The organism is Pseudaeromonas sharmana, assembly GCF_042649925.1.
Classification (GTDB): domain Bacteria; phylum Pseudomonadota; class Gammaproteobacteria; order Enterobacterales; family Aeromonadaceae; genus Pseudaeromonas; species Pseudaeromonas sharmana.
Genome location: NZ_JBHSAF010000014.1, coordinates 759931 through 778442 on the forward strand (window position 1 = coordinate 759931; position 18512 = coordinate 778442).

Annotated in this window: 21 protein-coding genes; 8 read left to right on the top strand and 13 right to left on the bottom strand. The window is 59.6% G+C overall.

The annotated features are described in order from the left end of the window. The first annotated feature begins 20 nt into the window (after positions 1 to 20). On the top strand, positions 21 to 1049 hold the full coding sequence (locus ACFOSS_RS13145) for a LacI family DNA-binding transcriptional regulator (RefSeq protein WP_377153234.1): 1029 nt from the start codon (positions 21 to 23) through the stop codon (positions 1047 to 1049). Beyond that, positions 1046 to 1423, top strand: coding sequence for a hypothetical protein (locus ACFOSS_RS13150; RefSeq protein WP_377153238.1), 378 nt, complete (start codon positions 1046 to 1048; stop codon positions 1421 to 1423). The genes ACFOSS_RS13145 and ACFOSS_RS13150 overlap by 4 nt, the downstream gene beginning before the upstream one ends. Here ACFOSS_RS13150 and ACFOSS_RS13155 read toward each other — a convergent pair. The 8 genes from ACFOSS_RS13155 to ACFOSS_RS13190 all read right to left on the bottom strand — a co-directional run bounded on the left by ACFOSS_RS13155 (position 1359) and on the right by ACFOSS_RS13190 (position 7730). Next, on the bottom strand, positions 1359 to 1619 hold the full coding sequence (locus ACFOSS_RS13155) for a TIGR02647 family protein (RefSeq protein ID WP_377153240.1): 261 nt from the start codon (positions 1617 to 1619) through the stop codon (positions 1359 to 1361). The genes ACFOSS_RS13150 and ACFOSS_RS13155 overlap by 65 nt on opposite strands. A gap of 128 nt (positions 1620 to 1747) precedes the next feature. Continuing rightward, complete coding sequence (pmrB, locus tag ACFOSS_RS13160; RefSeq protein ID WP_377153242.1) at positions 1748 to 2821, bottom strand: two-component system sensor histidine kinase PmrB; 1074 nt, start codon at positions 2819 to 2821, stop codon at positions 1748 to 1750. Further along, positions 2818 to 3495, bottom strand: coding sequence for a response regulator (locus ACFOSS_RS13165; protein ID WP_377153244.1), 678 nt, complete (start codon positions 3493 to 3495; stop codon positions 2818 to 2820). The genes pmrB and ACFOSS_RS13165 overlap by 4 nt, the downstream gene beginning before the upstream one ends. 36 nt (positions 3496 to 3531) lie before the next feature. Continuing rightward, entirely contained in the window at positions 3532 to 4161 is a 630-nt protein-coding gene (locus tag ACFOSS_RS13170) for a hypothetical protein (protein WP_377153246.1), read from the bottom strand. Next, positions 4158 to 5009, bottom strand: a complete 852-nt coding sequence (locus tag ACFOSS_RS13175; RefSeq protein ID WP_377153248.1) for an SDR family oxidoreductase — start codon at positions 5007 to 5009, stop codon at positions 4158 to 4160. Before ACFOSS_RS13175 ends, ACFOSS_RS13170 begins: the two co-directional genes overlap by 4 nt. Positions 5010 to 5011: 2 nt before the next feature. Further along, entirely contained in the window at positions 5012 to 5668 is a 657-nt protein-coding gene (locus ACFOSS_RS13180; protein WP_377153250.1) for a TenA family transcriptional regulator, read from the bottom strand. Further along, positions 5665 to 7095: an AMP-binding protein gene (locus ACFOSS_RS13185; protein WP_377153252.1), complete on the bottom strand. Its 1431-nt coding sequence runs from the start codon at positions 7093 to 7095 to the stop codon at positions 5665 to 5667. The genes ACFOSS_RS13180 and ACFOSS_RS13185 overlap by 4 nt, the downstream gene beginning before the upstream one ends. After that, complete coding sequence (locus tag ACFOSS_RS13190) at positions 7092 to 7730, bottom strand: thermostable hemolysin (protein ID WP_377153255.1); 639 nt, start codon at positions 7728 to 7730, stop codon at positions 7092 to 7094. Before ACFOSS_RS13190 ends, ACFOSS_RS13185 begins: the two co-directional genes overlap by 4 nt. A 154-nt stretch (positions 7731 to 7884) precedes the next feature. On the opposite strand from ACFOSS_RS13190, the gene ACFOSS_RS13195 reads away from it, so the two are divergent. Beyond that, on the top strand, positions 7885 to 8640 hold the full coding sequence (locus ACFOSS_RS13195) for a substrate-binding periplasmic protein (RefSeq protein ID WP_377153257.1): 756 nt from the start codon (positions 7885 to 7887) through the stop codon (positions 8638 to 8640). Between the two features lie 117 nt (positions 8641 to 8757). Here ACFOSS_RS13195 and cysS read toward each other — a convergent pair whose 3' ends face one another. Then, positions 8758 to 10134 carry a cysteine--tRNA ligase gene (gene cysS / locus ACFOSS_RS13200; RefSeq protein ID WP_377153259.1) on the bottom strand — a complete coding sequence of 459 codons (1377 nt, stop codon included), beginning with the start codon at positions 10132 to 10134 and terminating at the stop codon, positions 8758 to 8760. Positions 10135 to 10412: 278 nt separating this feature from the next. After that, positions 10413 to 10616: a hypothetical protein gene (locus tag ACFOSS_RS13205; protein WP_377153261.1), complete on the bottom strand. Its 204-nt coding sequence runs from the start codon at positions 10614 to 10616 to the stop codon at positions 10413 to 10415. 155 nt (positions 10617 to 10771) lie between these two features. Between ACFOSS_RS13205 and ACFOSS_RS13210 the strand changes: the two genes are divergently transcribed. Further along, a complete protein-coding gene (locus ACFOSS_RS13210) occupies positions 10772 to 11263 on the top strand; it encodes a peptidylprolyl isomerase (protein WP_377153263.1) in 492 nt (163 codons plus the stop codon). Positions 11264 to 11322: 59 nt separating this feature from the next. Further along, positions 11323 to 12081, top strand: a complete 759-nt coding sequence (locus ACFOSS_RS13215; protein ID WP_377153265.1) for a UDP-2,3-diacylglucosamine diphosphatase — start codon at positions 11323 to 11325, stop codon at positions 12079 to 12081. A 38-nt stretch (positions 12082 to 12119) separates the two neighbouring features. On the opposite strand, the gene tyrR is transcribed toward ACFOSS_RS13215, so the two are convergent. The 3 genes from tyrR to ACFOSS_RS13230 are packed head-to-tail and all read right to left on the bottom strand — an operon-like array spanning position 12120 to position 15308. Further along, entirely contained in the window at positions 12120 to 13697 is a 1578-nt protein-coding gene (gene tyrR / locus ACFOSS_RS13220) for a transcriptional regulator TyrR (RefSeq protein WP_377153267.1), read from the bottom strand. 7 nt (positions 13698 to 13704) lie between these two features. Further along, positions 13705 to 14364: a copper homeostasis protein CutC gene (locus ACFOSS_RS13225; protein ID WP_377153269.1), complete on the bottom strand. Its 660-nt coding sequence runs from the start codon at positions 14362 to 14364 to the stop codon at positions 13705 to 13707. A gap of 32 nt (positions 14365 to 14396) precedes the next feature. After that, on the bottom strand, positions 14397 to 15308 hold the full coding sequence (locus tag ACFOSS_RS13230; protein ID WP_377153271.1) for a DMT family transporter: 912 nt from the start codon (positions 15306 to 15308) through the stop codon (positions 14397 to 14399). 222 nt (positions 15309 to 15530) lie between these two features. Between ACFOSS_RS13230 and rsxA the strand changes: the two genes are divergently transcribed. The 3 genes from rsxA to rsxC all read left to right on the top strand — a co-directional run. Then, on the top strand, positions 15531 to 16112 hold the full coding sequence (gene rsxA / locus ACFOSS_RS13235; protein WP_377153273.1) for an electron transport complex subunit RsxA: 582 nt from the start codon (positions 15531 to 15533) through the stop codon (positions 16110 to 16112). 2 nt (positions 16113 to 16114) lie between these two features. Next, positions 16115 to 16666 carry an electron transport complex subunit RsxB gene (rsxB, locus tag ACFOSS_RS13240; RefSeq protein WP_377153275.1) on the top strand — a complete coding sequence of 184 codons (552 nt, stop codon included), beginning with the start codon at positions 16115 to 16117 and terminating at the stop codon, positions 16664 to 16666. Further along, positions 16663 to 18512, top strand: a 1850-nt coding sequence (rsxC, locus tag ACFOSS_RS13245; RefSeq protein ID WP_377153277.1) for an electron transport complex subunit RsxC, incomplete at its 3' end; no start/stop codon positions are given. The genes rsxB and rsxC, both read left to right, overlap by 4 nt.

Here is an 18512-nt window from a genome sequence, read left to right on the forward strand (position 1 = left end):
CCGTTTCGACGCAGGTTGTCGTGAAGAACAAGAAGCGTATCACCATCAGTGACATCGCCGAGCTGGCCGGCGTCTCCAAGGCGACGGCCAGCCTGGTGCTCAATGGGCGCAGCAAGGAGTACCGCGTCGCGGATGAAACCCGGGATCGCGTCCTGGCCATTGCCGCCGAACAGCACTACCAGCCCAGTCTGCATGCCCGCAGTTTACGCACCCACCGCACCCACACCCTGGGCTTGGTGGTCCCTGAGATGACCAACTACGGTTTTGCGTTGATCAGTCGGGAGCTGGAAACGCTGTGCCGCGAAGCGGGCTTGCAGTTGCTGATTGCCTGTTCAGACGAAAATCCGAGCCAGGAGATGATGGCCGTCAACAGCTTGTTGCAGCGCCAGGTCGATGGCCTCATTGTGGCGTCGAGCCTGACATCGGATAGCGAATATCAAAAAATCAACGAGCGCTTGCCGGTAGTACAACTCGACCGCCGCATCGGCGACTCGGCACTGCCATGGGTGATTAGCGACTCCGTGGAATCCACTGCCGAGCTGATCGAGAATCTGGCCCTGTTACATCCGGATGAGATCTATTACCTGGGCGGGCCCTTGCGGCTGGCACCGAGTCGGGAGCGTCTGGCCGGATATGAATTGGGGCTGCAACGGGCGGGGGTGCAAGCTAAACCGGCCTGGGTCCTGCACGGTCAATTCAGCCCCAGCTCCGGCTATGAGATGATGGCCAGGCTGTGTGCTGAACTGGGTCGACCACCCAAGGCGCTGTTCACCGCCGCCTGTGGCCTGCTCGAAGGGGTGTTGCGTTACTTAAACCAGCATCAACTAATGGATGCCGACATCCACCTGTGCAGCTTCGATGATCACTATCTGTTCGACTGTTTGCCGTTACGCATCGATACCATAGCCCAAGACAGTCAGCAGATGGCGGCCCACAGCTTTAGTCTGATTACGCGATTGATAGAACAGAACGTCAGTGACGGGTTGGCGCAGTCGCTACCCTCCCAAATCCACTGGCGCCATCCGTTGTCACGCAAGAGAAAACTATGATGTTGCGCTCATTCGGCTCGATATGGCTGGCCAGCAGCCTGCTCGTCGCACACGCCAGTGTGACCACACCTGCCGCTGTGCTATCGCCGCAGCAGCAAGCAGCCGCTGACACCTGCCTGCAGTACGTCAGTTTCCGCCTCGGCCACATGTTGAGTCTGAAGATAAACCAGGTTGCAGAGCCCAAGCCCCCGGCCAGCCTCTGGTTGGTAGTGGGTGAAGACCGGCAGCAGACAAAGCCGATTAGCTTTGTCTGCCACCTGACCTATCAAAATGCACAATGGAGTCTGGAGAAGCTGGAGTTATTGCAGCTCAATTCGGAGACGCTGCCGGCACCAACGCCGTCAGCAGATGATCAAGGTGCTCCAGCAAGTTGACCCCGAACGGGGTCAGATAGCCGCCGTCTTCGGCCGTGATCACACCATTCTGGAATAGACGAACCGCAGCGGCTTGCAGTTCCGGCTCGGAATCACGATGCAGCTTGATCCCCTTCTCCAGATTGTTCAAATCAAACAGCGAAAGCAGACGCAGATCCTGCCAAAAAGTCGGTTGGTTCAGTTGAGAAAGTCGCATGTTGTTATCCTGTTACGGCTTCAAGACTGACATCGACGTTAGCAGAGCCGACGCGGCCAGAATGCGTGCCAGTGCAAACTACAGGACAAATTCTCGGTCATTCGGTGGCATCTGATGCCGACCGCCGGTTATTTGAGCGCAGGAAACAGCACACAAATCTCGAGGCCGGACGGCGACGAGCAATTGGCCAGGTGCAGTTCGGCCGAGTGCACTTCACAGATACGCGCCACTATACTCAGGCCCAGCCCAACACCTATGCCGCGGCTGTCGAGCCGGGTAAAAGGTCGCGTCAAAAAGGCCGGATCCAGTTTGGCTATCCCCGGCCCCTGATCACGAACCCGCAACCGGGGGCGCGCCCCGTCATCCAGCACATCGACCAGGATGGCCACCTCGGTCTCAGCGTCGGCATAACGTGAGGCATTCTCCACCAGATTGCGTACCAGCATCTGCAGCAAGGCGGCCTCGCCTGGCATCTCGGGTACCGTCACCGACAGGCGCAAGCGTTGCCGACGCGGCGCTAACATCTGCTCGAGTTCCGCCTGCAACGGCGCTATGACCTGCTGCTGCCAGTTGACCACACCGCTGATCCCCATGATCAGATTGCGCTCCAGACGCGCCATCTGCAGCAACTGCTCGACGGTGTGGTGCAAACCATCCAGACGCTGGATCAACGGTGTGACGTCATCCCGCCCCTGGTCCTGCATCAGTTCCAGTGACAGCCGGATCCCGGCCAGGGGCGTGCGCAGTTCATGGGCCACATCGGCGGTAAACTGCCGTTCGCGGGCCACCGCCAGATCAAGCCGCGACAGCATCTGATTGATGGCCTGCACAACGGTGTCGATCTCGCTGCTGGAGGCATGCAGATTCAGTGATTGCAGGTTGGTGGCCGAGCGCTCGTGCAACAGACGCACCAATTCGCCCAGTGGCCGCATCAACCAGCTGACCACCAGCGATACCAGCCCCAGTGCCAACAATGTCATCAGCAGGTTGGGAAACAGCAAGGCGCTGATGGTCTCGCGTTTTTCACTCTCCAGCTCGCGCAACGAATGCTCCGGATTTAACGCCAGCTTGACCAGCTCGCTCACCTGTTCCTGGCTCTCGTGCCAGACCCAGTAAATTGAAACCAGCTGGCACAACAGCATGACCATCGCCAGCAGCACCAGCAGCCGCCGCCGTAGCGACCAACGTGACCAGACACTCATGATGCCTGCCCCGACGCCTGCTTATCCAAACAGTAGCCTTCGCCCCGCACGGTCCGGATCCACTCCGTCCCCAATTTGCGGCGCAGATGGTGAATATGGACTTCGAGCGCATTCGAGCCGATGTCATCCTGCCAGTCGTAAAGATCCTCCTGCAGGCGCTCGCGGGTGACTATCTTGCCGGCCTGCATAATCAAGCGCCGCAGCAAGGCAAACTCACGTCGTGTCAACTGTATCGGCTCTCCGGCCAGCGTCACTTCGCGGCTCTCCAGATCGACCGTCAGTTCACCACATTGCAACGCATTGCTGGCCAGTCCCTGGTGCCGACGCAACAGGGCGCGCACCCGCGCCTGCAACTCGGCCAGCGCAAAAGGCTTGACCAGATAATCGTCGGCGCCGTAGTCGAGCCCCTGGACACGATCGTCCACCGCATCACGGGCCGTCAGGATCAAGACCGGCACACGCACCCCCCGCTGTCGCCAGCGGCGCAACAGCGAGATGCCATTGCCATCGGGTAAGCCCAAATCGAGCAGAACCAGTCCATATTCGCTGCCGCGCATCAGATTATCGGCGTCCGCGAGCGTCCCAGCTGAATCACAGCTGTAATTCTCGCGGCTCATCGCCTGCTGCAACCCCTGTTGCAGCAGGGCATCATCTTCGACTATCAGGATTTTCATCGTTTTCGCTTCCGATCGAATAACGATTGCATGCTATCACTCCGCCAGCTGCTTCTGTAAGGCCCGGATCTCATCACGACGCCCACGATCAGCGACTTCACGACCAGGGCGATCCGCAGCGGACAAGGCTTTTTGCAAGTAACGCCGTGCGGCCTCCTTATCCCCCTTCTCGGCCAGATAGTCTGCATAGAAAAAGTTGCTATCGATACCATCAGGATTCAGATTAAGACCTCGCTTGAGCATGAACTCCGCCTGCTTGCCATCGCCAAAACCTAACGGCCAGCCCGGGACCTTGTAATACAACACGCCCAACGAGGTGAGTGCCGAACCTTGCAGCGTCGAGGGGTCTTTGGCGATCACCGCCTCATAGTCGGCTTTGGCCTCTTCGGCCAGCGACAGGGCGCCCAGCCCTCCCTTGGCGCCGGCGTAGCTGCCAACGATGATGCCGGCCCAGGTGCGCAATGCCATGTCCTCCGGATGTTGCTGCACATCCTGTCGTACCTCGGTCGACAAGGCCTGCAGCGCCGTCTCACGGGCCTCCCCCTGCTGCAGGTACTGGGCCTCGGCCCAGCGCTGCTGATAGTGTTGATACAGCTCCTCGGCCTGGAGCGGAAAGCAGGCTCCTGCAACCAGACTCATGACGGCGGCGAATGTAGTGGCTTTCATCGTGATGTTTCCTCTTGAGGCAGACAGGGAGTGACGTCGGCGACGTCAGATTGTACCGGGTGGGCATAACGGTAGATGACCGGCCACTGCCGGGCCAGCGCACGGCTGACCAGCGACGGAAGCAGGCGGTTGAGACGAACAAACAGTTTTTCTGGCCAGCCAATGAAGCGCCGTGTCTGACGCCCGGTCAGCAGCAACATCAGCTCCTCGGCGACCTGTTGCGGCGTATCGGTGCGGTTGCCCAAGGCGCGATTCATTTGGCAGACCGCATTGGAGTTGAGCTCGGTATCCGTGGCTCTGGGTGCCAGCAGACAGATGCGCGGCCCCTGCGGTCCCACCTCGCGCGCCAGCGCCTCGGTGGCCATCGCCAGCCCGGCCTTGCTGGCACAATAGGGCACAAATCCCGGAAAACCGATCTCACCAAAACTGGAACCGATATTGACCAGGGTGCCGTTCTGACCAAGCAGTGGCAGTACCATGCGCGCCAGACGCAGTGGCGCCAGCAGATTCAACTGCAGTTGCTGCTCCAGCTGTGCATCCGTTTGCTGATTCAGCCAGGAAAAATGCTGGCATCCTGCCGCCTGGACAACCAGATCCAGACTCGATTGCCGGGCACAGAGGAAGGTCTGCAGTTCAGCCATCGATGACGGTTGTTGCAGATCCAGCGCCAGCCAACCGATACGGTTGTCGTCACGGATCTGCAGCTCCGTCATCCACTGCTGGCGCCATTGCGTCAGTCGCTGGCTGTTGCGGGCCACCAGCAGCACGGACCACCCCTCACGTAATAAACGAACAGTAATGGCGCGGCCAATGCCACCAGTAGCACCGGTAATGACGGCATATCCCATCTTCAGTTGCCCTCCATCGGCAATGAGCGGAACACATCGCCATATAAGCGAAACATGACCCTGGCCATGTGTACGATGGCCGCCTGATCCTCGTCGGCCATCACCTTGTCCATCAAGGAGGCAAAGAAGCGAATATGTTGCTGATCGAGACTGCCATGGGAGGTCAGGTAAGTCATGGCACTGTCCGGTAACCCCAACTGCTGCTGGATCAGGGCCGCCATCGGTGTTGCCAGGTTGACACTGGTACCTTCCAGCACCAGTACCATGCCGAAAAACGAGACCGGATTACCGCGCTGAATGCTGTCCCAGGCATAACTGACCATCAGCTCGGTCGCCAATTGCGGAGTGCCTGATTCAACTGCTGCACTGTCGCCACCAGCGGCGGTGATGTCATTGAGGATCCAGCGGTCATGTCCCTTCTCCTCTTCGATGTACTCGACAATGGCGTCCTGCAGCCAGCGATGTTCAGGCCCAAGGCGACTGCCGCATGCCATCAGCAGCGGAACCGTATGCCGCACATGGTAATAGGCCTCGGCCAGAAAGGCCTGATAGCGCGACAACGTAACCTGCCCCTGCTGACAAGCCACAATCGCCGGGGCGGACAACAGATAGGCACGTTCGGATGCCGTGGCCTGAACCAGATCGTGATAAAAACTCATACCGTCTCCTGTTGCGGCAGACGCTGCCGCATGATGATGTGACGCCGCAACCGACCGTTGCTGGTCAGCTCGCCCTGTTGTTGACTAAACGGCGTGTCGATAAAGTGCACGGACTGCAGTTGTGCATAGCCCGGAAGATGGCGATTACCCTGGGCCATGACCTCCGCCAGGGCGTCATCACCTTGCAGGGCCGGCGCAAACAGCAACGCCCGGATGCCCTGCTCCTCGTCGCCGTAGACAAATGCCTGCAGTACTCCCGGTACCGCCAGCAGCTCAGCTTCAACCCATTCCGGATGAACATTGCGTCCCAGGCCGGTGACGATGGTGGCCTTCTTGCGGCCATGGATGTGCAGGAAGCCATCGGCATCCAGCGACCCCAGATCGCCGGTCGCTAACCAGTCAGCGGTATCGGCAATATCGCCTCCCAGATAGCCGAGCATGCGATTGCCACGCACCAGCACTTCGCCATCGTCTGCCAGGCGCACCTCAATATGGCCTAACGGCCGGCCAACACTGCCCAGACGCGTCTGCCCCGGGCCATTTAAGGCAACGACAGACCCCATTTCTGACAGGCCATAGCCTTCATATACTGGCAAGCCCAGTGCCTCCGCCTGCTGCAACAACTGACGGCTGGTTTTACCGCCACCGACCGCCAGCCATTGCCAACGATCCGCAGGCAAGAGTCCCGTCTCGATACCGCTAAGCAGCCATCCCAACGTTGCTGGCAACAGAATCACGCTGTCCGCCGCCGACGCGGCCAGCGTCGCCAGAAACTGCTGTGGCTGCGGGCGTTGCAGGTTCGCCAACCCCAGCGTAGCAAGCGGTAATAATGTGATGGGGGTACCCAGCCATAACGGCAGATAGACGCCGGCCAGGTTCTCCAGCAGGACAGCCAGCGGCATGGTGCACAGGTGCGCTTGTACCCCTTGTCCGGCCAATCGCTCCGCCAACGCCACCACCGTGTGCATCAGGCTCGTGGCCGCCAGGCAGACGCCCTTGGGCTCGCCGGTACTGCCGGAGGTATAGGTCACCTTGCAACAACCTGGCGGCAGGGTCACCGGCGCCAGGTCGAGCCACAGCCATGGTTCAGCCGGCTGATCCGGTTGCCATAACGCCACACAACCACTGTCCTGCAATAGATGCTGGCGCTGGGCATCGGTAAAAAAACCGGGGACCGGAACACAAGGCACCTCGGCCAGCAGACAGGCCAAATCGGCAACCAGCCAGTCAATGTTGTTATCGGCCAGCAGCGCTACCGGGCGGGCGGAGCCCTCCTGCTCCAGCTGCGCACCTAACCAGGCTGCCTGCCTCTGCACTTGCTGCCATAACAGCTGATAACTCAGTGCGCGTGTTGCATCCTGAACCGCCAGTTGATCGGGGACATGTTGCGCGCGATATGCTAACCGCTCGAGTAGTGCCTTCATCATGTACGCTCCAGCGCCGGCAGAGATTGCAGCGGCAATTGCGGCAGCAGAGCCAACAACCGTGGTTGCTGCTGTAGAATATTCCAGCCATGGCGGATATCACCGGCGACGACGTGCGGATCATGCTGATAGTAGGCCCCCCACAGGTCGGGATCGGGAATGGCACTGCGCTCGGCGCGCTCCAGCCACACCGGCTCCAGCGCCAGCGCATGAAACAGAGCGCGCACCTGATCGGTGGCCGTAAACACCACATAGCGGTAGCCCTGGGTGGCCAGATAGGCCGTGAGTGCCATGACCAGCCAGCGCCCCTGACCACGGCTGGCTGCCAGATTGCCAATTTCCAGGATCTCATGCCGGGCAACCGGCTGCTGCAGGCGGGCCGCCAGTTGCTGCTCGACCGGCAGCGTCAGGTAATGCTCGAGAAACAATGGGCCGGCCGCTGCCGGATTCATACCAGCCGACGCTTGAATAGCGCCGGACTCATCGCGCATGACGCACTGCCAGGGCAATAATTGCTGGATCCTGGCCCCGTGCTGTTCACTAAAACGCTGGCGGACAAACTGCAGGATCTCATCCTGCTGCTCCAGACACAGTTGCAGTCTGTTTTGAGACTGGACCCGATACGAGGCTGCCTGCATATCGCACTCCACTACGGATTGACATTGAATCAAGCATCCGCAATGAATGTTAAGAGAGGCTTAAGTGCAGAATTTTTATCATCTCGGGCGTGAGGAAAGGTGTCATGCTTAGTACGGCGACAGTGACGACAATGGGTAAACACAGGACCTGATGATGACGAGACGAGGCGTCGTGCTCGGCGTATGGTTGCTGGGAATAAGCCTGATCTCCCCGGCGAGAGCAGGTCTGGAATCATTGCAATATCTGAGTGAAGAGTACAAACCGTTTAACTATACCCAGCCCTCCGGGCACCCGGCCGGGCTAGCCGTCGAACTACTGGAGCGCATCTGGAAACGCACTCACACCCAACCCCAAGTGATCCGTTTTTTGCCCTGGGCCCGGGCTTACCAGCGCCTGCAGCTGCAACCCGGCACTGTGCTGTTTTCGACCGCGCGCACCCGCACGCGGGACTCCCTGTTTCACTGGGCCTGCCCCATTGCCCGAACCCCCATAGTCCTGCTGGCATTACGCTCCCGCCAGTTACATCTGGATAATCTGCAACAGCTGGCGACCTATCATGTCATGGCCGTGCGGGCCGACGTCGGAGAACAGCTATTACACACACAGACCGATAGCTGGCTGAAATTGGACACCACCCATAACCTGGAGTTGGCACTCAAACAACTGCGCGCCGGGCGCATCGACGTGCTGTCGTTCAATGAGCGGGTTGCCCGTCAGGTGTGGCAGGAGATGGGCGAGCAGGATGCCGCGCTGCAAACGCTATGGAGTTTAGGCGAGCAGGAGTTTTGCTTTGCGTTCAGTCCGGGAACATCGACCCAGCTCATCGCCCAATTCAGGCAAGCCCTGCAACAGGAAGTCAGCTCGGAAGGCTACCCTCAGTTGCTGGAGCGTTATCAGTTACGGCACTAACACCGCTGTGGCTGCACCGCTGGCTTGACGCCTGCGGGCCACGAATACAACAGGCCTCTGTGCAGAGGCCTGTTGTCTGTTGCGAACGATCCCGACGCGGCAGGCGCGTCCAATGCGTTACTTACGACGCCAGCTAGTGCCGCCGGCGCCATCTTCCAGCACAATCCCCATCTCGGTCAGGCGATTGCGCGCGGCATCGGCCGCCGGCCAGTCCCTGGCGGCACGCGCCGCGTTACGCGCCTTGATCAGGCTCTCGATCTCGGCCACCTCATCATCGGCCTCATCGCCCTTGAAGAAGGCTTCCGGATCCTGCTCCAGCAAACCCAGTACGCTGCCAAGCTCGCGCAGACGGCCCGCCAGTGCCGCCGCCGCGGCCGCCCCCTCGCCCTTGAGGCGATTCACCTCCCGGGCCAAATCAAACAGCACCGAATAGGCTTCCGGGGTGTTGAAATCATCATCCATCGCCGCACGGAAACGCTCGACATAGTGCTCCCCGCCTTCTGCGGCCACCACTGGCAGCCCGCGCAGTGCGGTATACAGCCGCTCCAGCGCCGCGCGTCCCTGATTGAGGTTCTCGTCAGAGTAATTGAGCTGACTGCGATAGTGACCAGACATCAAAAAGTAGCGCACAGTCTCGGCATCATAGACCTTGAGCACGTCGCGAATGGTGAAGAAGTTACCCAGCGACTTGGACATCTTCTCGCGATCCACCATCACCATACCGGTGTGCATCCAGGTGTTGACGTACTGGGTATGATGTGCACAGCAGCTCTGTGCGATCTCGTTTTCATGGTGTGGGAACATCAGATCGGAGCCACCACCATGGATGTCGAAGTGATTGCCAAGATGTTTGGAGTTCATCGCCGAGCACTCGATGTGCCAGCCAGGACGCCCCGGCCCCCAGGGCGATTCCCAGGTCGGCTCGCCAGGTTTGGACATCTTCCACAGCACGAAATCCAGCGGGTTGCGCTTGGCTTCTTCCACCCCTACGCGAGCCCCGGCTTGCAACTGCTCCAGATCCTGTCCGGACAGACGACCGTATTCGGCATAGCTGTCGATGGCAAACATCACATCACCGTTATCCGCCACATAGGCGTTGCCATTGGCCAGTAACTGCTCGACCAGGGCAATGATCTCGGCAATGTGCAGGGTCGCGCGCGGCTCGATATCCGGGCGTTGCAAATTCAAGGCGTCAAAATCGGCGTGCATCTCGCCAATCAGGCGTTCGGTCAAGGTGTCGCAGGTTTCATTGTTCTCGGCGGCACGCTTGATGATCTTGTCATCGACATCGGTAATGTTGCGCACGAAGGTGACGTCATAGCCGAGATAACGCAGGTAACGCACCACCACATCAAAACCGACGAAGGTGCGGCCATGGCCGATATGACACAAGTCGTAGATGGTGACTCCACACACGTACATGCCGACCTTGCCGGCACGGATGGGCTTGAACTCTTCTTTTTGTCGGGTGAGGGAGTTGTAAATCTTCAACATGAAATGACCTGTATCTGACCAATGCGGACGGCCATTCTAGCCATTTCACAGCCGATTGACGAGGGGGCATACCTGCTGCCCCATTGCCCCGCGGTGACCGGCGTCAGTCGCGGCACACGCCGTGGCGCTTGGCCGGCGGCAGGGGCAGACGGCCGGCTCGGCAGGCTCGCCGTAGCCAGATTCCAGGCATCCGGCACCAGATGCCGCTTCAGCACACAGCGCCGCCACCGTCATCGCTTACAGCCAGCGCGGCTTGTAGCGCGTCTGGAAACCGCGGTTTACAACCACCATTCCTGGCACAATCCAAAGCGTTTGGCCGTCGCCAGGTCGATATCGATGCGATCCTGACTCAGATAAACACCGTTCTCCAGACCGTCAGCCTCCAGATCCAGCTCATCACACAGTCGTTGCCATGAAGTGCAGTGCTCGCGAACATAGCCAATCGGCAAAGCCAGACCAATATCCCGATCGTCGTACATCATGATGACCTCCAAGGGTGTGTGGTCTGCTTAAAGTATAGGCCAGCAGCCGCTGTGACCGGCACATTTGCCGCCGCGGGGTGGACAAGCGGCGCAGCTTTGCGCAGAATCGCCTCACTTCAAGCCCATCGGGCTGCTACTGCAACGAGGACCCACTGATGATTACGCTGCATACCAACCATGGCGATATCCAAATCGAACTGTTCCATGACAAGGCACCGGTGACCTGTGCCAATTTCGAACAATACTGCCGCGACGGCCACTACAACGGCACTCTGTTCCATCGCGTGATCAACGACTTCATGATTCAAGGTGGCGGCTATCTGCCCGGGTTTGTCGAAAAAGAGACCCGTGATGCCATCAAGAACGAAGCCAACAATGGCCTGTCCAACAAGGTGGGCACCCTGGCGATGGCCCGCACCAGCGATCCTCACTCAGCGACGGCTCAGTTCTTCATCAATGTCGCCGACAACGACTATCTGGACCACAAGAACGAATCGATGCAAGGCTGGGGTTACTGCGTCTTTGGTGCCGTCAGTGGCGGTATGGATATCGTCAACAAGATCAAGCTGGTGAAGACCGGCCGTGCCGGCATGCACCGCGACGTCCCCAAAGAAGATGTGATCATCGAGCGTGTCACCGTCGCCTGATCACTTTGCTGCCGGCCTGCAGGCCGGCATTCTCTTGCCCTGCCATCGCCCTTCTAGCCATGACCACGCTGTTTATTTCTGATCTGCATCTGAGCGAACACAGACCCGAGCTGACGGCGGCACTGCTGCGCTTCTTGCGTGAGCGGGCTGCACACGCTCAGGCGTTATACATACTGGGTGACCTATTCGAGTTCTGGATCGGTGACGATGAAGGATCGGCGTTGCAACACACCATTGAACAGGCGTTGCAGACACTGCACCAGCAAGGCGTGGCACTCTATTACCAGCATGGCAACCGCGACTTCATGTTAGGTAAATCCTTCGCACGTCGTGCCGGCATGACGCTTTTGCCGGCCATCCATGTCATCGAACTGGCCGGGCGTCGTTGTGTGCTGCTGCATGGTGACGAACTCTGCACGCGCGATCTGGAGTATCAACGTTATCGACGCATCACCGGTTGGCGCTGGCTACAGTGGCTGTTTTTACGTCTGCCCTTGTCGCGCCGGCTGAACATCGCCGCCGGGATCCGACGTGGCAGTCGGCAGGGCAAACAGCAGAAACCCGCCGACTGGATGGACGTGGTCGACGATGATGTGACGTCACTGATGCAGCGCACCCAGGCTGTCTGGATGATTCATGGCCATACCCATAAACCGGCACGACATGCCCTGCCATTTACGATGCCGGATCTGGCCGGCACAGCGCAACCGGCCTGTCGCTTCGTCCTCGGCGACTGGGAGCAGGTCTTTACCTATCTTCGCATTGCAGGCGACGACGCCGAATTGATCACCGAGCCGGTCAGCGCAGATCGGGTCTGACAGTCATAGGCGGTCCTGATTTGCGTCCGCCCTCGCCGTTAATTTTGTTCATCCTCGCTACGCCGACCCAGGCCATACTCGCGCAACTTGTTAGCCACCGCGGTATGGCTAATGCCCAGCCGCTTGGCAAGTTGTCGACTGGATGGATAGAGGGGATAAAGCCGCTCGAGCATGGCGCGTTCAAAACGCTTGCTCGCCTCCAGCAGTGAACCTTCAAACCACTGCTCCTCGACCGTGGCACCGGCGTCCAGCTGCGGCAAGCGCAGATCCGCAGGCTCGAGCTGTTCCCGCTCCAGCAACGTCAGCCCCTGATAGAGTGCATTGTGCAACTGGCGCACGTTGCCACTCCAGGCATAACCGAGCAGAAAATCATTGAACTGACGGGAAAACCGTGGCCGGCTGCGCTGTAACTCATCACAGATACGACCGACAAACAGCTGGGCAAGCGGCAAGATATCCTCGCGCCGCTGACGCAAGGGCGGCATCGTCAGTTGCAGCACGCTCAGGCGATAAAACAGATCCTCGCGAAACATCCCCTGTCGAACCCGCGCCTCCAGCGACTGTCGTGTCGTCGACAAGATGCGAATATCGACCCGAACCTCATCGGTCTGGCCGACGCGATGAAAACGGCCATCCTGCAGAACCCGCAACAGCTTGCTCTGTAACAGCGGTGACATCTCGGCCACCTCATCCAGCAAAAACGATCCCCCGCTGGCCTGCTCCAGCAAACCGGTCTTGCCCGGCCACTCGGGGCCGAACGCTCCGGGCGCCGAACCAAACAGTTCGTGCTCGGCCACCTCATCGGGCAAGGCCGCACAGTTCAGCGTAATCAGCGGCCCCGTGCTGCGCAGGCTACCAAAATGACAGGCCCGGGCCAGCATCTCCTTGCCGCTGCCGGTCTCGCCTTGAATCAGCAATGGCAGGTCCTGACCAGCCATCCGTCTGGCCTGATGCAACAGCGCCTGCATGACCGGACTCTGGATACTGAACGCGTCAAAGCGGCCCTCATCCAGCCCCTGTAACAGGTTGTAATGCTGCCCGACCCGACGCGCCGATTTTAGCACCACCAGCGCGCCAGCCAGCGTCATTGCACTGTCAACGCCCTCCACCTCGGGAATGCGCACCGGAAGGATGTCGGCAAGATACTCTTCGCCGGCGAATGCCAGCTTGCACGTCTCTGCCTGGCGAGCGCCTTCACTCAACCAGGGCAAAAAGGCAAAGCCCTTGAGCAATGAACTGATCGGCAACCCTTGCACATCCGCCAACTGCAATCGCAGGATATTCAGCACGGCATCGTTGGCCTGACGCAGACGACCGCGGCTGTCGACGGTAAAAATCAGATCCGGTAGGGCTTTCATCAAGGCACGGACTTCCTGATGCTCACGCTCCGACGGCATAAACGGCACGGTACGCACATCGTGGATGCCGCGAATGCGCCGAATGCCCGGCATCAGCTGCTGCAACCGCTCAAATCCCAGCTCGGGAAAATGCAGGTAGATAAAACCACCCGCCTCATCGAGCTCAATACCCCGCAAGTCGATCGCCTGCTCTTCCAGCTGCGTCAACAACTCGCGGGTCAAGCCGATCCGATCCTCACAATTGACCTGTAAGCGCATGTTCGCTTTACCCCTCCGTGTTGAAAGCTGCCGATGACCCGGTGACCTGGCCGACAATCCGGCTTCCGTGTAATTCCCGAGCACCGGTGGCGCGGGCAACGGCGTCCAGATTATCACGGTTAATGCCGCCACCCGGCAGGATGATCAGCCGGTCAGCGGCATAGGCGATCAGCGCGCGCAGGTGTTCAAGGTTGTCGGGGGCCGAACCGGGACCGCCTCGCGTTAAGATCCGGGAGACACCGGCCGCCGCCAGCCAATCGATAGCAGCAAACTGCTCTTCACGCGGCAGTGCATCGAAGGCCATGTGAAAGGTCACCGCCATCCCGGCCGTCTGGCTCAGCAGTTGTGTCATCACAGCCATATCGAGGTGCCCTTCGGCATCCAGGGCTCCGAGGACCACGCCCTCAAAGCCCAGCTCGCGGCAATAGGCAATGTCGTAACATTGGATGGCGACTTCATCGGCACTGTAGTGAAACGACCCGCCACGCGGACGAATGATGACATGGATGGGCAGCGACAGCGCCGCACGAGTCATCTGCAGTGTGCCCGGCCCGGGCGTGGTTCCGCCGTCTGCCAGGTTGTCACACAGTTCGATACGCTCGGCCCCGGCGGCTGCGGCCTGCAGCGCCTCACGATAACTGCCGACGCAGACTTCACGGATCAACATCGCTGTCGGCTCCTTGGGGGTACGACACATGCTCAGGTGGCACTGGCCAACGTCTGTGCTCGCGCACGGCGTTGTCGCGGTTTTTGACTGATGATGACGCCCAGCAGTACGACACCGCTTGCCAACAATTGCAGCAGTGTCATTCGTTCCCCCAGCCACCAGTAAGCCAGGAACAGGGTGAATACCGGTATCAGGTTGCTGAAGGCGCTGGCCTGTGTCACCGGCAAACGGGTGATCGCCCAGTTATTCAGCAAGTAGGCCCCCAGCGTCACGCAAGCGCCCAGATAGAGCAGACTGCACCACTGCGTCACCCCCACCACGGATGGCAGCGGCTCCAGCAGGGCCAATGGCGCAAAGAACACCACGCCGGTGAAGGCCTGCAATGCCGTCAGAAACAGTGGGCTGTAACGTGCCGACAGATGTTTGAGGGCAATAACATAACCGGAGGCACAGAGCATGGCACCAAACTCGAGCAGATTGCCGAGCCAGGCGCAAGGCGCCGCCGCGGTCCGTTCTCCGCTCAGGGTCAACACGACCACGCCGAGGATAGCGATCAAAAATCCGCTCAGCTGTCGCCGGCTGATGCGCTCCCCCAGGAACAGGAAGGCCGTGATCGACACCAGCAACGGCAAGGTGGCGGTGATCATGCCCGCCTGTCCGGCACTGGTGTAATTCAGGGCATGGGCTTCAAACAAAAAATAGAGACAGGGTTCCGCCAACCCCATGGCAATAAACCAGCGCCAGTCACCTGCGCGGTAGCCGATGTTGCGCCAAAAAGGCCACAGCATCAGAAAACAGGCGCTGGCCACCAACATGCGGCCAAAGATCACCTGACCTGGCCCCCAGACCGCCAACAGATTTTTCAATACGATAAAGGCGCTCGACCACAACAACATGGCCAACACCAAGGCCAGCATCGGCAGCCCGGTTCCTTTTGACGACATATGCTCTCTCTTTATCACTCATCGGGCCTGCGACCCGCCAGGGTTCGGCAGAATGTCAGTGATTCCTGCTACCGGCATCACTCCGCTGGAGCAGTCTACCCTGCAGTTCCTGTTGCCACCAGCCAGGCCAGTGTCAGGGCTTATACATATGTATTTTTTGGGGTTGAGCTAGCCGAAGTGAGAGCCGATAATGGCGCACCTTCTGCAGCCGTGTTTCGGACGATGAAAGAGTATCTGCTACTGCTGATCAGTACTGTGCTGGTGAATAATTTTGTGCTGGTGAAGTTTCTCGGCCTCTGTCCCTTCATGGGCGTGTCAAAGAAACTGGAACCGGCCGTTGGCATGGGCCTGGCCACAACCTTTGTATTGACCCTGACCTCTGCGATGGCGTATCTGGTCGATCATGGTCTGCTGATTCCGCTGGATGTGCCCTATCTCAGAACCATGGCGTTCATCCTCGTCATCGCCGTCGTCGTGCAGTTCACCGAGATGGTGGTGCACAAGACCAGCCCGGACTTATACCGTCTGCTGGGGATCTATCTGCCGTTGATCACCACCAACTGCATCGTATTGGGGCTGGCGCTGCTGAATGTTACCGCTGGTCATGACTTCTTGCAGAGTGTGATTTACGGTCTCGGCGCCGGCCTGGGTTTTAGCCTGGTGTTGTCGCTGTTCGCCTCAATGCGTGAACGACTCGCCGCGGCCGATGTTCCTCTGCCATTTCGCGGCATCGCCATCGCCATGATCACCGCCGGCCTGATGTCGCTGGCGTTTATGGGCTTTACCGGACTGATTAGATCCTGAACATGAGTCATCTTCTTGTTGTGATTGCCGTCTTCGCCGCGCTGGCGTTGATCTTCGGCCTGCTACTGGGTTATGCCGCAGTGCGTTTTCGTGTCGACGCCGATCCTGTGGTCGAAAAACTCGATGCCCTGCTACCACAGACCCAATGTGGCCAATGTGGCTACCCCGGCTGTCGCCCTTACGCCGAAGCCATAGCCAACGGAGACAGCATCAATAAATGCGTACCGGGTGGCGATCAGACCATCAAGCGTATCGCCGATTTGATGGGTGTCGAGGTCCCCACTGAGGGTCCGGCCATCGCGCCCGTGAAGAAAGTGGCATTCATCCATGAGGATCAGTGCATCGGTTGCACCAAGTGCATTCAGGCCTGCCCGGTGGATGCGATTGTCGGCGCCGCCAAAATGATGCACACAGTGTTGCGTGACGAGTGTACCGGTTGCGATCTGTGCGTCGATCCCTGTCCGACCGACTGCATCGAAATGATAGCGTTGCCACCGACCCCGGAAACCTGGAATTGGGATCTGGAAACCATTCCGGTGAGGATTATTAAATGAGCCTGAGTCGCGTGATGGACAAGATCCTCAAAGGGCACTTGTGGGACTTCCACGGCGGCATTCATCCTGCCGAGCACAAGCTGGAGTCCAGCCGCACCCCGCTGGTAGAGGTGCCTTTGCCACCGTTGATGGTGCTGCCATTAAAACAGCATATCGGCTCCAGCGCCGAGGTGATTGTCCGCGTCGGAGAGCGGGTGTTAACCGGGCAGCCCCTGACGCGCCCGGAGTCCAGGATGCAAGTGCCCATCCATGCGCCAACCTCGGGCATCATTCAGAGTATCGAGCCGCACACAGTGGCGCATCCCTCCGGGCTGAGCGAGCCCTGTATTCACCTTCTCCCGGACGGTCTCGACGAGTGGCGGGAGCGTGAACCGCTGCCTGACTACCGGCAGTGCACGCCGGTCGAGTTGGTCAGACGAATTCACGAATCCGGCATCGCCGGGCTCGGCGGTGCCGGATTTCCCACCGACGTCAAACTGGCCACCGGCCGTGAAAAAGTCGAAATTTTGATCATCAACGGTGCCGAATGCGAGCCCTATATCAGCTGCGATGACCGCTTGATGCAAGAAGAAGCCGTACGGATTGCCGAGGGCATTGAGGTACTGCGCCATATTCTGAAACCACGGCTGGTGCTGATCGCCATTGAAGACAACAAGCCTGAAGCGATCGCCGCCATGCGGCATGTTGTCGATGGGGACAGCGTGCAAGTTCGAGAGATCCCGACCAAATACCCCTCTGGTGCAGGGCGTCAACTGATTGAAATTCTGACTGGACGCCAGGTGCCTTCCGGCAAACGCTCATTATCGCTGGGCGTCATCATGCTCAACGTCGGCACCGTGTTTGCGGTGCGCCAGGCCGTGTTGGAGGACGAGCCGTTGATCCGCCGCGTCGTCACCCTGACCGGCGAGCGCTTCGGCAAGCCCGGCAATGCCTGGGTGCGCATCGGCACCTCGGTGCGTTGGCTGCTCGGTCAATTCGATCTCAAGCCCGAACCACGACAGCGCATCATCATGGGAGGGCCCATGATGGGCTTTACCCTGCCCCACGCCGATGTGCCGGTCGTGAAAATTAGCAACTGCCTGATGGCACCGAGTGAACAGGAGCTCCCCCCGGCGGAAGAGGAGCGCAGCTGTATCCGCTGCGGCCAATGCGCCGATGCCTGTCCGGTCAGCCTGCTGCCACAGCAGCTCTACTGGTACAGCAAGGCCGCCGATCACGACAAGACGCGTGCGTTCAATATTGATGACTGCATCGAATGCGGTGCCTGCGCCTGGGTCTGCCCCAGCAATATTCCACTGGTGCAGTACTACCGTGAAGAAAAAGCCGAGCTCTACCGCCTTGATCTGGAGGCTGAGCAGGCTGAGCGCGCCCGTCAGCGTTTTGAGGCCAAAAAGCAGCGCCTGGAAAATGAACGCCAGGAGCGTGAAGCGCGACATCTGCAAGCCAGTGCTGCGCGCCGCGAACAGATGATGCACCAGTCCGGTGGTGAGGATCCGGTCGCCGCTGCGCTTGCACGTGTCAAAGCACGCCAGGCTGAACTGGCGAAGAACTCCCCTGCCACCTCGGACACCGCTGCGTCATCAGCTGAAGAGCTGGCCGCACAACGCGCCGCGCGGAAACAACAAGCGCTGCAAGCTCGGGCAGAACGTGCCGGCACCCCGGATTTGTCCTCAACTTCTGCTGAGCCCCCAGCGCCCACCCCGGACCTGCGGCAGGCTGCCGTTGCCGCCGCCATTGCTCGCGCCAAGGCGCGCAAGGCCGCCGAGGCCACACCACCCGTTGCTACAGACGCCGCAACGCCAGCGACGCCGGCACAGCCGATAGCCGCACCCGCTGCAGAGGCAGC